Here is a 14476-nt window from a genome sequence, read left to right as displayed (position 1 = left end):
CATGCTTCAAGAGAGGCAAAAGGACGAGTATGGCAAGCTATTTCATCACCGGCACCGGGACGGATGTCGGCAAGACCTATGTGACCGCCGGGCTGATCCGGGCCGGGCGTGAGTTGAAGCGCGATTTCGCGGCGATCAAGCCGGTGCTCTCCGGCTACGACCCGCAAGATGTCTCCGGCACCGACCCCGCCCGCCTGCTCGCCGCCATGGGCCGGCCGATCACCGCGCAAAATATCGCCACCATCTCGCCCTGGCGCTTCGCCGCCCCGCTCTCGCCCGACATGGCCGGCGTGCGCGAGGGGCGGCGGATCGTGTTCAACGATGTCACCATCTTCTGCCAGGCCGCCATCGAGGCCGCGCGCGGCACGCTGCTCATCGAGGGCGTCGGCGGCGCGGCGGTGCCGCTGAACGACCAGCATCTGATCGTCGACCTCATGGTGGCGCTCAAACTGCCCGCCATCCTGGTCGCGGGCACGTATCTCGGCACCATCAGCCACACCGTCACCACCGGGGCGTTCCTGGCCGCGCATGGCATCCGCGTCGCCGCCGTGGTGCTGAGCGAGAGCGAGGTGTCCCCCGTGCTGCCCGAGGAGACCGCCGCCACGCTGGCGCGTTTCATCTCCTGCCCGATCCACATCGTCCAGCGCGATTTCGACGACGGCGCGCTGCGCAAGCTGGCGGCAACGCTGTAACCCTCAGGGCGCAGGCAGCGCGCGCACCGGCTGGGCCTGGTAATCCGCCGGAAACAACGCCCGCAACGCCTGCAGCTTGGGTAGGTCGTTGATCACGATATACGGGTAGTCGGGATGGTTCTCCAGGAAGTCCTGGTGATACGCCTCGGCCTGGTAAAACGGCATGGCCGGGTCGACGCGGGTGACGATCGGTGCGGCGAAGTTATGCGCGGCGGAAAGCTGGGCGATATAGGCGATGGCGATCTGGTGCTGCGCCGGGGTCTCGTACCAGATCTCGCCGCGGTATTGCGTGCCCACATCCGGCCCCTGCTCGTTCAGCTCCGTCGGGTCGGCCGCCACGGCGAAATAAATTTGTAAGATGCGGCCATAGGAGATCACGCGCGGGTCAAACATGATCTGCACCGACTCCGCATGGCCGGTGGCGCCGGTACTGACACTCTCATAATTGGCCGCCGCCGCCGGGCCGCCCGTATATCCGGCATAAACCTTCCTCACACCGCGCACATGCTCATACACGCCCTGCATGCCCCAGAAGCAGCCCCCGGAGAGGATCGCCGTTTCCGTGCTGGCGGCGTCAGGCGGGTCATAAGCCGGGGGTGGCACGGCGGCGCGCGCCTGCGCGGCTGAGAAAACCAGGGCCGCCAAACCCGGCAGCCAGAAACGGGGGCGAAAGATCATCACTCTCCTCGAGCGGCTGGCGCCGATGCCAGCCCGCGCCCTGAGAGTTAGGCACGCGCCCCCGGGGAATCCATGCCCGGCCGGGCATGGATTCAATGCCGCGGGGGCTCAGGCGTCCAGATTGGCGACCTTCAACGCGTTGGAGACGATGAACTCCCGGCGCGGCTCCACGATATCGCCCATCAGCGTGGCGAAGATCTGGTCGGTATCCTCGGCATCCGAGATCTTCACCTGCAACAGCCGCCGCGCCGACGGATCGAGCGTGGTGGCCCACAGCTCCTCCGGGTTCATCTCGCCCAGGCCTTTGAAGCGGCTGATGGTCAGGCCCTTGCGGCCATAGGCGAGCAGCGCCTCCCACATCGCGGCCGGGCCATGCACGGGCTTGGCCGGGCCGTCGATGGCCAGGGTCGCGCCGCCGCCAAACAGCTCGGCCAGGCGCGGCGCGCGCTCGGCCAGATAGCGCGCCTCGGCGGTGCGCAGGGCGGCGGCGTCCAGATGGTAGCGCTCGGCCACGCCGCGCACGGTGCGCCCGAGCGTGACGCCCGTGGCGTCGGAGGTCACGACCCAGCCGCGCTCGGTGGGGTGGGAAAGCGCGTTCAGCCGCGCCACCAGCGCCGCGTCCTTGCTTGCATCGCCCAGCGCCGCCGGGGCGAACAGCCCGGCAATGGCGATCTGCTCCAGATAATTCAACGGCAGCAGGCTGCTCAGCGCCTTCAGCCGGTGCACCACCTGGCCGATCCAGCCTGTCTCGGCGCGCAGCTCGTCCCCGGCCAGGGTCAGGGCGCCGGAGACCAGGGCCGCCTCGCCCATCGCGCGCTCCAGCAGGAAGGCTTCCAGCGCGTCGTCATCCTTCAAATAGCGCTGGTCATTGCCGCGCTTGGCGCGGTAGAGCGGCGGCTGCGCGATATACAGATAGCCCTTCTCGATCAGCGCCGGCATCTGCCGGTAGAAGAAGGTGAGCAGCAGCGTGCGGATATGCGAGCCGTCCACGTCGGCGTCCGTCATGATGACAATACGGTGGTAGCGCAGCTTGCCCTCGTCGAACCCGCCCTGCTCCGGCTCGGCCCGGCCAATGCCCGCCCCTAGCGCCGTGATCAGCGTGCCGATTTCGGCCGAGGCCAGCATCTTGTCGAAGCGCGCGCGCTCCACGTTCAGAATCTTGCCCTTGAGCGGCAGGATCGCCTGGAATTTGCGGTCGCGCCCCTGTTTGGCTGAGCCGCCGGCGGAGTCACCCTCGACCAGGAACAGCTCGGATTTCGCCGGGTCGCGCTCCTGGCAATCGGCCAGCTTGCCGGGCAGCGAGGAGATGTCCAGCACGCCCTTGCGCCGCGTCAGCTCACGCGCCTTGCGAGCCGCCTCGCGCGCCGCCGCGGCGTCGATCACCTTCTGCACGATCAGCTTGGCTTCCTTGGGGTGCGTCTCGAACCAATGGCCGAGCGCGTCGGCCACCGCTGCCTGCACCACCGGCTGCACCTCGGAGGAGATCAGCTTATCCTTGGTCTGCGAGGAGAATTTCGGATCCGGCACCTTCACCGAGAGCACCGCGGTCAGCCCCTCGCGCATATCCTCGCCGGAGATTTCCGTGCCGTCCTTCTTGCCCATGCTCTTGGCGTAATTGCCAAGCACGCGCGTCAGCGCCCCGCGGAACCCGGCCAGATGCGTGCCGCCATCGCGCTGCGGGATGTTGTTGGTGAAGCACAGCATGGTCTCGTGGTAGGAATCATTCCACGAACAGGCGAACTCGACCTTGATCCCCGACTCCTTGACCTCAGAGGCGGCGGTGATCGGCACCGGGATCAGCGAGGTCTTGGCCCGGTCCAGCCATTTGCAGAACTCGGCGATGCCGCCATCATAATGGAATTCCGCCCGCTGCGCCGGCTCGTGCCGCTCATCGCTGAGCTGGATGGCCAGGCCCGAATTGAGGAAGGCCAGCTCGCGCAGCCGGCGCTCGAAGACCGCGTAATCGAACTCGGTATGGGTGAAGGTGGCGGCGGAGGGCTTGAAGGTGACTTCGGTGCCGGTCGGGCGGTCGGAGGCGCCGACCACCATCAGCGGCTGCACCGTGTCGCCATGCTCGAAGCGGATGAAATGCTCCTGGCCATTGCGCCAGATCCGCACCTCCATCCACTCGGAGAGCGCGTTCACCACCGCCGCACCCACGCCGTGCAACCCGCCCGAGACCTTGTAGCTGTTCTGGTTGAACTTGCCGCCCGCATGCAGCTTGGTCAGCACCACCTCGGCGGCGGAAATGCCCTCCTCGGGGTGAATGTCGGTGGGGATGCCGCGGCCATTATCGCGGATGGTCATGGAGCCGTCGCCGTTCAGCACGGCCTCGACGCGGTCGGCGAAGCCCGCCTGGGCCTCGTCCACCGCGTTGTCGATGATCTCGAAGCCCATATGGTGCAGGCCCGAGCCGTCATCGGTGTCGCCGATATACATGCCCGGACGCTTGCGCACGGCATCCAGCCCCCTCAGCACGCTGATCGAAGCGGCGTCATAGGCATCGTCATGCGGGGTCGGCGGGGTAACGTCAGACATTCGTGCTCCGGGGGCTCCAGGATCGGGTTTGGAGCCCCGCTTCTAGCAGAATTTCCCCCTGCTGCCTAATGCCCGAACTCGTCGGCGTTCAGCACCGGCGCGGCCGGGTTGTCGAGCGCGTGCAGCGCCGCCATCTCCGCCGCGCTCAGGGCGAAGCCGAAAATGTCTAGATTCTCCGCCTGGCGGCGCGGATCGGCGGATTTCGGCGTGGTCACATAGCCCGACTGCACATGCCAGCGCAGCACGATCTGCGGCACAGTCTTGCCATGCGCCTTGGCGATGCCCGCGATCACCGGGTCGTGCAGCATCGGCCCGTTGCGGTCGATCGGGCTCCAGGTCTCGGTAACGATGCCCTTGGCCTGGTGGATGGCCACGATGTCCCGCCGCTGGCGGTACGGGTCGAGTTGGATCTGGTTGAGATGCGGCACGAAGCCGGCCTCGAACAGCTTCCGCAGATGCGCGGGCTTGAAATTGGACACGCCGATGCCGCGCAGCTTGCCCTCGGCCAGTAGCGTGGTCAGGGCCTCATAGGCTTCCACATAGCGGTCCTGGTCCGGGTTGGGCCAGTGGATCAGGAACAGGTCGATATAATCGGTGCCCAAGCGCTTCAGGCTGGCCTCACAGGCTTCGCGCACACCCGCGGCGCTATGCCATTTGCGGTTGAACTTGGTGGTGATGAACACCTCGCTTCGCGGCACGCTGGCATTGCGCACGCCCTCGCCCACCCCGGCCTCGTTGCCGTAATTCTCGGCGGTGTCGATCAGCCGGTAGCCCATTTCGATGGCGGCCGTCACGGCCACGGCGCATTGGGCGTCGTCCATCGGCCAGGTGCCGAGGCCGAGCTGGGGGATCTCCACGCCATTGGCGAGGCGCAGCGTCGGCGCCGGGGGCAGTTGTGCGGTCATACGAAACTCCTCGGAAATTTTCGCTATTCAGCAGGATTTCGATATTTAACGCACAGCGCCGCGTTGTCCATCCGCGTCCTGACGGGCAACCGGCTTTAGCCGGAGAAATGGACCTCCCCCACCGCCTTGGCCAGCGCCGCGATGCCGTCGCGGAACGGCCCGCGCAACGCCGCCGCCGGGGTGCCGAGCTGGGTGCTGCGCGGCACGATGCGCGGCAAATCGGGGATCACAGCGTCGAAGCGCAACCCCATGGTCTGCTCCATATAGCTCTGCGCCAGCCCGCCCGGCGCCCCGGCGCGGTTGAGCACCAGCAGCGGCCGCGGCGCCTGCGCCGAGCCGCCCGGCAGCGTGGCCAGCCGCTCCAGATTGCGGACCGAGATCATGCTCGGGTCCATGACGATGATGCGCTGCTGCGCGTTGAACAGCAGGTCGCGGGCAAAGGGCTCCAGCCGCGCCCCGGCATCGGCCACGGCAAAATTATAGCGCCCCCGGATCAGCTGGATGAATTTCACCGCGCTCTCGGCGGAAAACGCGGCATTGCGCTCCAGCTCCTCCATCCCGGCCAGTACATGCAGCCGGTCCGCCGCGTCCTGCATCGAGCGTTCGAGCAGCAAGCCATCCACCCGCTCGGGCGCCTCCAGCACGGCGGTCAACCCGCGCGAGGGCGGCAGGTTGAGGTGCAACCCCACCGTGCCGTTATTCAGAGCGCCATCCAGCAAGGTGGTGTGGCGGCGCAGCTCGGTGGCGATATACCAGGCCAGATTCACGGCGATGGTGGTGGTGCCCACGCCGCCGCGCGTGCCGGCCACCGCCGCCATGCGCCCGCCCCGCGCCTGCGCCGCCGCGGGTGGCGCGCCGCCCGCGGCGAAGCAGGGCAGGAAGTTGCGCGCCACCGCCTCGCTGGTCAGCGGCTTTTGCAGATATTCGCGCACGCCCATGCCCTTGGTCACGGTGCGGTAGAAATTGATGCTCTGGTGCTCTCCGACGGCCAGCACCACCGTGCCTTCCTCCACCATTTCGGCCAGATCCATGATCGCGTTCACCGGCTGGGCCTCGCCGGAGAGATCGACCAGCACCACCTCCGGCGTCGTCATCGCCGCCAAAATCTCCAGGCTGGCGCGGAAATCAACGACATGCACCCGGTTATCATTGGGGATGCGCCCGGCCAGGCATTCATGCAGCAGCGCGGCGCTCGCCTCGTCGCGCACGAAGCCGATGAATGTCTCCCGCTTCCCCAGCGCCGGGCGCGGCAGCGCCGGCATGGCGAAGCTGGGGCGCTCGGGCGGCGCGGTAAGGGTCCGGCTGTCATCTGGCATGGCGGCAATCCTCGGGCTGGATCGGGGAAACGGGGTCGGGCGGAAGCACGGTGCCGGAATTTTTCCTGACGCCCCGATCTGAGCAGACAATGATTGCTCTCCCATTAACGACCATGGCGCGGGGGGCAGGTATTTCGCTTTGCCTTCTTTTCCCGCGGCGCGGCATGGCCTATCAGCGCCGCTTCACCACGACTCAGGATTCGCATGGCTCGGCAGAAAAAAGGCCGCAAACTCGACGGCTGGATCATCCTCGACAAACCGCAAGGGATCACCAGCACGCAGGCGCTGAACAAGATCAAACGCGCGCTCGACGCGCAGAAGGCGGGCCATGGCGGCACGCTGGACCCGCTGGCCACCGGCGTGCTGCCGATCGCCTTCGGCGCCGCGACCAAAACCGTCCCCTATGTGATGGACAGCACCAAGATCTACCATTTCACCATCCGCTTCGGCGAGGCGCGCGACACCGACGACGCCGAGGGCGAGGTGACCGAAACCTCCGAGGCCCGGCCCAGCGATGCGCAGATCCGCGCCGCCCTGCCGCAGTTCATCGGCAACATCATGCAGGTGCCGCCGGTGTTTTCGGCGCTGAAGGTGGAGGGCGAGCGCGCCTATGACATGGCGCGCGAAGGCCGCCCGCCCGAATTGCCGCCGCGCCCGGCGCAGGTGGACCGCTTCGAGCTGATCGGCCGCCCCGATGCCGACCATGCCGAGTTCGAGGTGCAGTCCGGCAAGGGCGTGTATATGCGCGCCCTCGCCCGCGACCTCGCCCGCGCCTGCGGCACGGTGGGCCATATCGCCAAGCTGCGCCGCCTGCGGGTCGGCCCGTTTCTTGAAAAAATGGCGGTTCCGCTGGACAAATTCCTCGATCCGGCGCATACGCCCGCCACTCTTGCCGAAACGCTGCTGCCACTCTCGACCGCGCTGGACGACATCCCGGCTCTGGCCCTGAACGCCGCAGAGTTCCACGCCCTGTCTCAGGGCCAGGCGATCAGCCTGGTGGACCTGATGGGGCGGATTCCGGAAAGCGCCAACCCCGATAACGGGCTGGTACGCATTACGGCGGCGGGGCGCGTTGCGGCGCTGGCCCGGCTCCATGAGGGCTGGCTGAAGCCGGAACGCTTGTTTTAACCTCTGTTTTTAAGGAACATCACGATGTCGATCACGCCAGAGCGCCGCACGGAGCTCATCAAGGAATACGCCACCGCCGCCAACGACACCGGCAGCCCGGAAGTGCAGGTTGCCCTGCTCTCCGAGCGCATCGCCAACCTCACCGAGCACCTGAAGACCCACGCGAAGGATTTCCATTCGCGCCGCGGCCTGCTCGTGCTGGTCGGCCAGCGCCGCTCGCTGCTGGACTACCTGAAGCGCAAGAACGTCAAGCGCTACCAGGACCTCATCGGCCGCCTGAATCTGCGCCGCTGATCCGGCGGGGCACAGCCCCAATAAAAACGCCGCCCGAAACTCTCGGGCGGCGTTTTTTGTATCTGGCGGGCCGGGGCGCCTTAATGTGCGGCGCGGACCAGCTCCTCGATCCCGTCGCGGGTCAGGCCAATATCGGCCAGGCAGCGGTCGGAAAGCCGGCTCAGCTCCGCCACCGCCGCCCGGCGCTCGCGCCAGGCGCGGAAGCGTTCAGCCAAGGTCATGCGGGGGTTGTCGCCCGTCTGGCGCGGCTCCCGCGCGAAGACGAACGCCCCGAACTTGCCCAGGGTGGTCGGGTTATGGATAGTCGCAGACATGGTTCACCTGTTTTACCGGGGAGCGGCCGAGTCACCACGACCCAGCGGCACTCCGCAAATGGAGAGGTTCAACTCTCCTCGGCGGCGCTTATACCGCGGAACAGGCCGTTTCCGGGAATATTTTGCGGCGATGCAGCATTGCATCCCCCGCATGTCATGGAGTTGACGCATGAACTCAGAACATAGCCGCCATCTCGCTGCCCTGCGCGCCCACCTCGCCGCCGCCGGGCTGGATGGCTTCATCATCCCGCGCGCCGATGAATATCTGGGCGAATACGTGCCGCCCAGCGCCGAGCGTCTCGCCTGGCTCACCGGCTTCACCGGCAGCGCCGGGCTGGCCATCGTGCTGGCCGGGGAGGCGGCGGTGTTCTCCGATGGCCGCTACACACTGCAACTGGCGCAGGAGACCGACCCGGCGCTGTGGCAGCGCCTGCACATCATCGAGGACAAGCCCGAAGCCTGGCTGCTGGCCCGCGCCGCCGGCAAGCGCATTGGCTACGACCCCTGGCTGATCAGCCCGGAGGGGCTGAAGCGCTTCACCGGAGTGGAGCTGGTGGCGGTGGAGACCAACCCGGTGGACGCGATCTGGCCCGACCGTCCCGCCCCACCGCTGGCCCCAGCGGTGGCGCACCCCGCGCCATTCGCGGGCGAGAGCGCCGCCGCCAAGCGCGCCCGGCTGGCCGCCCAGCTGCGCGAGGCCGGGCAGGACGCCGCCATCCTCACCGACCCCGCCTCGCTCGCCTGGCTGTTCAACATCCGCGGCGCCGATCTCGAATTCTGCCCCTTCGCGCTCGGCTACGCGCTGCTGCGCGCCGACGCCTCGGCCACGATCTTCATGGCGCCGGAGAAACTCTCTCCCGATCTGCTGGCGCATCTCGGCCCCGAGGTGACGGTGCTGGGCCGCGCCGCCCTGCCCGGGGCCATCGCCGCGCTCAAGGGGCAATGCGTGCGCTTTGACCCCGCCAGCCAGCCCGCCTGGTTTGAGACGGCGCTCACCGCCGCCGGCGCGCGCCTCGCCGCCGGGCCGGACCCTGTGGCCCTGCCCCGCGCCCTGAAAAACCCCACCGAGCAGGCGGGGGCGCGCGCCGCGCATCAGCGCGACGGCGTGGCGATGGTGAAATTCCTGGCCTGGCTGAGCACCGCCCAGGGCGAGACCGAGCGCTCCGCCGCCGCCCGGCTGCTCGGCTTGCGCGCCCAGGGCGCGCTGTTCAAGGGCGAGAGCTTCCCCGCCATCTCTGGCGCCGGCGAGCATGGCGCCATCATCCATTACCGCGTCACCCCCGAGAGCGACCGCCCGATCCGCCCGGACGAGGTGTATCTGATCGATAGCGGCGGCCAGTATCTCGACGGCACCACCGACATCACCCGCACCATCTGGACCGGCCCCAGCCCGCCCCCGGCCGAGGTGCGGGCGCATGTCACGCGCGTCCTCGCCGGGCATATCGCGCTGGCCCGCGCGGTCTTCCCCGAGGGCGTGGCCGGGGCGCATCTCGACGCCTTCGCCCGCCAGGAGCTGTGGCGCGCCGGGCTGGATTACGACCACGGCACCGGCCATGGCGTCGGCTCCTATCTCTCGGTGCATGAGGGCCCGACCGGGATCTCCCGCGCCGCCAAACCCGTGCCGCTGGCGGCGGGCATGATCCTGTCCAACGAGCCGGGCTATTATCTGCCCGGCGCCTACGGCATCCGCCTGGAAAACCTGGTGCTGGTGCAGCAAGCCGAGTTCCCCGCCGCGCGCAAGCCCTTCCTGTGCTTTGAGACGCTCACCCTCGCCCCGTTCGACCGCGCACTGATCGACCCCGCGCTGCTGGGGCGCGACGCGCTGGACTGGCTCAACGCCTATCACGCCCGGGTTTACGACACCCTGGCCCCGGCCTTGGACGAGCCGGCGCGGCGCTGGCTGCACGCCGCCACCGCCCCCATATAACCGTTGACCGGGCTTGGCCCGGCATTGCAAAATTCTAGCAAGCGAGTCGCTGACCTCTAGCAGAAAGGCCGGACCATGCGCCTGTTCGTCGCCCTCGACCTCCCCTGGGAGGTGAAAGAAGAGCTCAGCGATCTCTCCTTTAATCTGCCCGGCGCCCGCTGGGTGCCCACCGATAATTTCCACCTCACCTTGCGCTTCATCGGCGAGGCCAACCGCCTGCAAGCCGAGGAGATCGACTTCGCCCTCGCCAGCTTGCGCGGGCGCAGCTTTGAGTTCTGCCTCTCCGGCCTTGGCTGGTTCGAGAAGAACGGGCGGGTGAACACGCTCTATGCCGGGGTGGAGCGCAATGACGACCTCGCCCGTCTGCAAACCAAGGTGGAGACCGCGCTGCACCGCTGCGGCCTGCCGCCCGACCGGCGCAAATTCACTCCGCATGTCACCCTGGCGCGCATGGATAGCCAGGTCACCCCGGCGCTCACCAGCTTCGTGCAGGCGCATAACCTCTACCGTTCCGCGCCCATCCGGGCCGACAACGTCACCCTGTTCAGCTCCTTTCTCGGCAAGGACCAGCCGACCTACACGCCGGAAGCCGAATACGCGCTCGGCTGAGCCCCCAAAGCGCGCTGGACAACGCTAACGGCCGGTTTATGCTGCGCGCATCCCCTATTCACGGCCGCCCGAGATGTCCGACACAACCGCCGCGCCCGCCCTGACCCTGCGCTTTCTTGCCAGCGCCGAAATTATGTCGGCTTTGCCCGCAAGCCCGCTGCTCGACACCCCGCCCGCCCCGGTGCGTGCCCGCCGCACGGTGCATAACTATTACGATACCGCCGATTTCACGCTCGCCCGGCACCATGTCTTTCTGCGGCTGAGCAAGACCCGGCGCGGCCAGCGCATGGAGCTCCGCACGCCGGACGGCGACACCGCCGCCGATATTCCCGGCCCGCATCCCGACCCCGCCGGATTCGACCCGGATTGGGAGGCCAAGCTGGCGGAATGGCTGGGCGGGGCGGCGCTGCATCCCGTGTTCACCACGATCATCCGCCGCCTCACCCGGCGCGCGGGCGAGGTCGAGATCGGGCTGGAAACCGGCAGCATCGCCGCCGGGGAGGAAACGCAGCCGGTGCGCGAGATCACCCTCACCGGCCCGGCCTTGGCGCTGTTTCCCTTCGCCCTGGCGCTGACCAGGAAATTCCCGATGCCGTTGCAAGCCGACAGCCTGGCCGGGCGCGGCGCGCAGCTCGCCGGCGCCCCCGCGCCCCGGCAGGTAAAGGCCGGGGCGGGGCTGTCCGGAACACCGAGTCTCGACGAAGCGGTGGTCGCGCTCACGCAATCCTGCCTGTCGCAATTCCTGGCCAACTGGCCCGCCTTCTACCGCGGCGACGAGATCGGCGCGGTGCATCAGATGCGCGTGGCCATGCGGCGGCTGCGCTCGGTGCTGGGCTTGTTCAACCGCGCCTTGCCCGCGCCCGAGATCGCCGCCTTCCGGGCCGAGGCCAAGCGCATCGCCAATGTGATGGGCGAGGCGCGCAACTGGGACGTCTTCATCCGCCTGTTGCAGGACGGCCCCGCCGCCGCCTTCGCCCGTGAGCCGGGCATCGCCGCGATCCTCGGCCAATGCCGCCAGTTCCGCGCCGCCGGGTATGAGGCCGCGCACGCGCTGCTCGCCGCCCCGGCGACCTCGCGCTTCGTGCTGACGGTCGAAGCCTTCCTGGCCCGGCATGGCTGGCGCAACGCCGTGCCCGCCGAGGCGCTGGAACTGCTCACCGCCCCGGCGCGCGATTTCGCCGCCGCCAACTTGCTGCGCCTGCACCGCAAGGTGCGCAAACGCGGCAGGCATCTGCTGCACCTCTCGCCCGAAGAGCGGCATCTGGTGCGCATCGAACTGAAAAAGCTGCGCTACGCCACCGATCTGTTCGGCGGGCTGTTCGACACCAAGGGCAAGGTGAAAGCCTACGCCGAGACCGCCGCCGAATTGCAGGAGGAGCTCGGCCATCTCAACGACCTCGCCACCGCCCGCGACTTGTTGGCCCGGCTGGATGGCAGCCGCCCCGAAACGGCGCGGGCCATCGGCATCGTGCTCGGCTGGTGCACGCATGCCGCGCTGGCCGATAACGCGCTGCTGGAAAAACGCTGGAAAGCTTTCACCGGCAGCAAGCCCTTCGCGGCATAAGGCGGTCAGCCGGCGGGAGCGTAGACCAGCAGTTCCAGGCTGTCCGGCGCGAAGGTGAAATAAGGCCGTCCAGCCGGCCCCTGGGGCGGCTTCATCCCAGTGACCTTGGCGGTGACGGTGTACACATCCCCGCTCGCCGGATCGACCGCCAAGGTGCGCGCGCCGGGCTGGGTTGGCACGGTGCCCAGCAAGACCGGCGCGGCGCTGTCGCCGATCACGCTCAGGCTACCCACGCCATTGCTTGAGAAGGCGCGGCTGCGCGCCGGGTCGAAGGCGGCGGCGTCCGTCCCCTTGCCGATCGGCAGCACCGCCACCACGGCGCCGGTATCGGCGTTCAACACATCCATCACCCCGGAGCGGCAGGAGGTGAACACCAGCCGCTTCACCGGGTCCACGGCCAAGCCCGTCGGGGCGGCGCAGCCCGTGGTTGGCCAGCGCGCGGTGATGGTGTTGGTGGCGGTGTCGAACCGGGCGATCTCGTTCTTGTCGTTGATGGCGATATACAGCGCGCCCTTGCCGTCCGGCGCGAAGAATTCCGGCGTGCCGCCCAGCGCCACGGTGGGCAGGGCCTTGTTCTCCGCGGGATCGATGCCGGTAATCCCCTGGCCATCACCGCCGACGACGTAAATCCGCTTGCTGGCCGGATCGTATTGCATGCCATCGGCGTCGCGCACCACGGGGATGGTGGCGATGGGCGCGAATGTCCGTGGATTGAAGGCGATGACCTCGGCCTTGTCGCCGCTATCGGCGTAGATGGTGCCGCTCACCGGGTCTATAGCGATACCATGGCTGCCGGAGCCTACATTCAGCGCGCCAACGACCTTGAGGCTGCGCGCATCCAGCACGGTCACCACGGGGCCATGGGAGATGAATAGCCGGTGCGTGGCGGCGTCGAGGCGGAGATAATCCCAGCGCACCGGCCCGGCCAACTGCACCTCCCGCGCCAGATGGTAGAGCGGCGCGGCGGCGGCGGGCGCGGTGAATGCGCTGATCAGCAGCAGCGCGGCAATGGCAGTCCGAAATTTCATCTGTCCAACCTCAACGGCATATGGCGCGCCCGGATAGCCAACCCCGCGCCGCGGGGCGAGCCCGGCGCGCGAATTTCATCGCTCCGCAACATTACCGCGACCATTCCGCCCGCGCTTGAATTCGCTGACGAAACCCCCGAATATGCATTTCAATTCGAGCGGGTTACAAAATGTCCTTGAAACGCCAATCCGACATCCTGCAAGTCGTGCGCGAGTCCGGCAGCGCCAGCATCACCGATCTGGCAGCGCGGCTGGGCGTCTCGACCGAAACGATCCGGCGGAACCTGAAGCCGCTGATCGCGCAGGGCAGCGTGCTGCGCTTCCATGGCGGCATCATGAGCCCCGAGCACATGGACGATCCGCCCTTCCAGCGGCGCATGCAGCTCAACCGCAATGGCAAGCGCCAGGTGGCGGCGCTGGTGCTGGGCATGGTGCGCGATGGCGACACGCTGATCCTGGATAACGGCACCACGGCGACCTATGTCGCCGAGGCGCTGACCGCGCGCGCCAATCTCGTGGTTGTCACCAACTCGGCGCAGATCGCCTGCCGCCTCGCCAACCGCAACAATAACCGCGTGTTCATGGCCGGCGGCGAGCTGGGCGGCGACGACGCCGCCGCTTTCGGCCCGGCTTCCATCGAGTTCCTGAAGCAGTTCGAGGTGCGCTGCGCCCTGATCACGGTGGCGGGCATCAATGCGCGCAGCGAGCTGGTCGATTTCCACCTGTTCGAGGCCGAATTCTCCCGCGCGGCGATGGCCCAGGCGGCGGAAAGCTGGGTGATCACCGACCATTCCAAATTTGGCCGCGAGGCGCCGGTGAAAGTGTGCGAGCTCGCCCAGGTGCAGAAGATCGTGACCGATGCCGCCCCGCCCGAGGAGTTCGCCGCACGCTGCGCCGCCGCCGGGGTGCAGCTGGTGACGGGCTAGAAAATCCCCGCCGCCAGCCCGGCCGCCATCGCCACCCCTAGCTCGGCGCATTGCGCCAGCGCCGCCTGCGGCAGGGTTTTCTCGGCCCAGATCGCCTCGGGCGTTTGCGCCCCGGTGCAGATGATCAGCGGCTCCGCCACCGGGCGCAGCCGCCAGCCGGTGGTGATGCGCTCGATCTGCCGCGCGGCGTTGGCGCCGTCGGTTCCGGCGCAGATCAGGCTGGCATAGCGCCGCCCCTCGATCCGCCCGAGCGCGGCATAATAGGCGCGGTCGAAAAACTCCTTCATCGCCCCGCTCAGCGCCCCCAAATTCTCGGGCGCGGCGAAAATATAGGCCTGCGCCGCCAGCACATCCTCGCCCCGCGCCTGCGCCGCGGGCAGCAGCCGGGTGCGGAGCGCCGCCTCCGCCGCCGCCCCGCGCGCCGCCGCCCGCGCCATCTGCGCGGCGCCGCCGGTGCGGCTGTGATACACGATCAGCAAGGTTTTCATCGGCTTCACAAACTCCCCCGCAGGCGCTGGCGATGTTGACAGTTTCCCGCCTCTGCACCTAGCCTGTTC

14 protein-coding genes are annotated in these 14476 nt (G+C 68.1%); 7 read left to right on the top strand and 7 right to left on the bottom strand.

Annotated features, from left to right (window positions below; all coding sequences use genetic code 11):
• The first annotated feature begins 29 nt into the window (after window positions 1–29).
• Window positions 30–692, top strand: a complete 663-nt coding sequence (gene bioD / locus LI953_RS01850) for a dethiobiotin synthase (RefSeq protein ID WP_227074277.1) — start codon at window positions 30–32, stop codon at window positions 690–692.
• 3 nt (window positions 693–695) lie between these two features.
• Here the strand turns inward: bioD and msrA are convergent, their stop codons facing one another.
• The 4 genes from msrA to LI953_RS01830 form a co-directional block, all read right to left on the bottom strand.
• Window positions 696–1370 carry a peptide-methionine (S)-S-oxide reductase MsrA gene (msrA, locus tag LI953_RS01845; RefSeq protein WP_227074276.1) on the bottom strand — a complete coding sequence of 225 codons (675 nt, stop codon included), beginning with the start codon at window positions 1368–1370 and terminating at the stop codon, window positions 696–698.
• A gap of 108 nt (window positions 1371–1478) precedes the next feature.
• A complete protein-coding gene (gene gyrB / locus LI953_RS01840; protein WP_227074274.1) occupies window positions 1479–3908 on the bottom strand; it encodes a DNA topoisomerase (ATP-hydrolyzing) subunit B in 2430 nt (809 codons plus the stop codon).
• Window positions 3909–3973: 65 nt separating this feature from the next.
• On the bottom strand, window positions 3974–4813 hold the full coding sequence (locus LI953_RS01835) for an aldo/keto reductase (RefSeq protein WP_227074273.1): 840 nt from the start codon (window positions 4811–4813) through the stop codon (window positions 3974–3976).
• Between the two features lie 95 nt (window positions 4814–4908).
• Complete coding sequence (locus tag LI953_RS01830) at window positions 4909–6129, bottom strand: pilus assembly protein CpaE (RefSeq protein ID WP_227074272.1); 1221 nt, start codon at window positions 6127–6129, stop codon at window positions 4909–4911.
• 204 nt (window positions 6130–6333) lie between these two features.
• On the opposite strand from LI953_RS01830, the gene truB reads away from it, so the two are divergent.
• On the top strand, window positions 6334–7257 hold the full coding sequence (gene truB / locus LI953_RS01825; RefSeq protein ID WP_227074271.1) for a tRNA pseudouridine(55) synthase TruB: 924 nt from the start codon (window positions 6334–6336) through the stop codon (window positions 7255–7257).
• Between the two features lie 24 nt (window positions 7258–7281).
• On the top strand, window positions 7282–7551 hold the full coding sequence (gene rpsO / locus LI953_RS01820) for a 30S ribosomal protein S15 (protein ID WP_227074270.1): 270 nt from the start codon (window positions 7282–7284) through the stop codon (window positions 7549–7551).
• 80 nt (window positions 7552–7631) lie between these two features.
• Here the strand turns inward: rpsO and LI953_RS01815 are convergent, their stop codons facing one another.
• Window positions 7632–7865, bottom strand: coding sequence for a DUF1127 domain-containing protein (locus tag LI953_RS01815; RefSeq protein WP_227074269.1), 234 nt, complete (start codon window positions 7863–7865; stop codon window positions 7632–7634).
• A 169-nt stretch (window positions 7866–8034) separates the two neighbouring features.
• Here LI953_RS01815 and LI953_RS01810 point away from each other — a divergent pair, with 169 nt between their 5' ends.
• The 3 genes from LI953_RS01810 to LI953_RS01800 all read left to right on the top strand — a co-directional run bounded on the left by LI953_RS01810 (window position 8035) and on the right by LI953_RS01800 (window position 11965).
• Window positions 8035–9792, top strand: a complete 1758-nt coding sequence (locus LI953_RS01810) for an aminopeptidase P family protein (protein WP_227074268.1) — start codon at window positions 8035–8037, stop codon at window positions 9790–9792.
• A 75-nt stretch (window positions 9793–9867) separates the two neighbouring features.
• A complete protein-coding gene (thpR, locus tag LI953_RS01805; protein WP_227074267.1) occupies window positions 9868–10401 on the top strand; it encodes an RNA 2',3'-cyclic phosphodiesterase in 534 nt (177 codons plus the stop codon).
• A gap of 73 nt (window positions 10402–10474) precedes the next feature.
• Window positions 10475–11965, top strand: a complete 1491-nt coding sequence (locus tag LI953_RS01800; protein ID WP_227074266.1) for a CHAD domain-containing protein — start codon at window positions 10475–10477, stop codon at window positions 11963–11965.
• A gap of 5 nt (window positions 11966–11970) precedes the next feature.
• Here LI953_RS01800 and LI953_RS01795 read toward each other — a convergent pair whose 3' ends face one another.
• The gene (locus tag LI953_RS01795; protein WP_227074265.1) at window positions 11971–12993 is read right to left on the bottom strand and encodes a YncE family protein; all 1023 of its coding nucleotides are present in this window, start codon (window positions 12991–12993) and stop codon (window positions 11971–11973) included.
• A 170-nt stretch (window positions 12994–13163) separates the two neighbouring features.
• On the opposite strand from LI953_RS01795, the gene LI953_RS01790 reads away from it, so the two are divergent.
• The gene (locus tag LI953_RS01790; protein ID WP_227074264.1) at window positions 13164–13919 is read left to right on the top strand and encodes a DeoR/GlpR family DNA-binding transcription regulator; all 756 of its coding nucleotides are present in this window, start codon (window positions 13164–13166) and stop codon (window positions 13917–13919) included.
• On the opposite strand, the gene LI953_RS01785 is transcribed toward LI953_RS01790, so the two are convergent.
• Complete coding sequence (locus LI953_RS01785; protein ID WP_227074263.1) at window positions 13916–14407, bottom strand: flavodoxin family protein; 492 nt, start codon at window positions 14405–14407, stop codon at window positions 13916–13918. The genes LI953_RS01790 and LI953_RS01785 overlap by 4 nt on opposite strands.
• Window positions 14408–14476: the final 69 nt, after the last annotated feature.

It is taken from the genome of Acidocella sp. KAb 2-4, from assembly GCF_020567705.1.
Taxonomy (GTDB): Bacteria; Pseudomonadota; Alphaproteobacteria; order Acetobacterales; family Acetobacteraceae; genus Acidocella.
The sequence above is the reverse complement of the archived record's forward strand: the minus strand, read 5'-3'. Positions and strand labels throughout refer to the sequence as shown.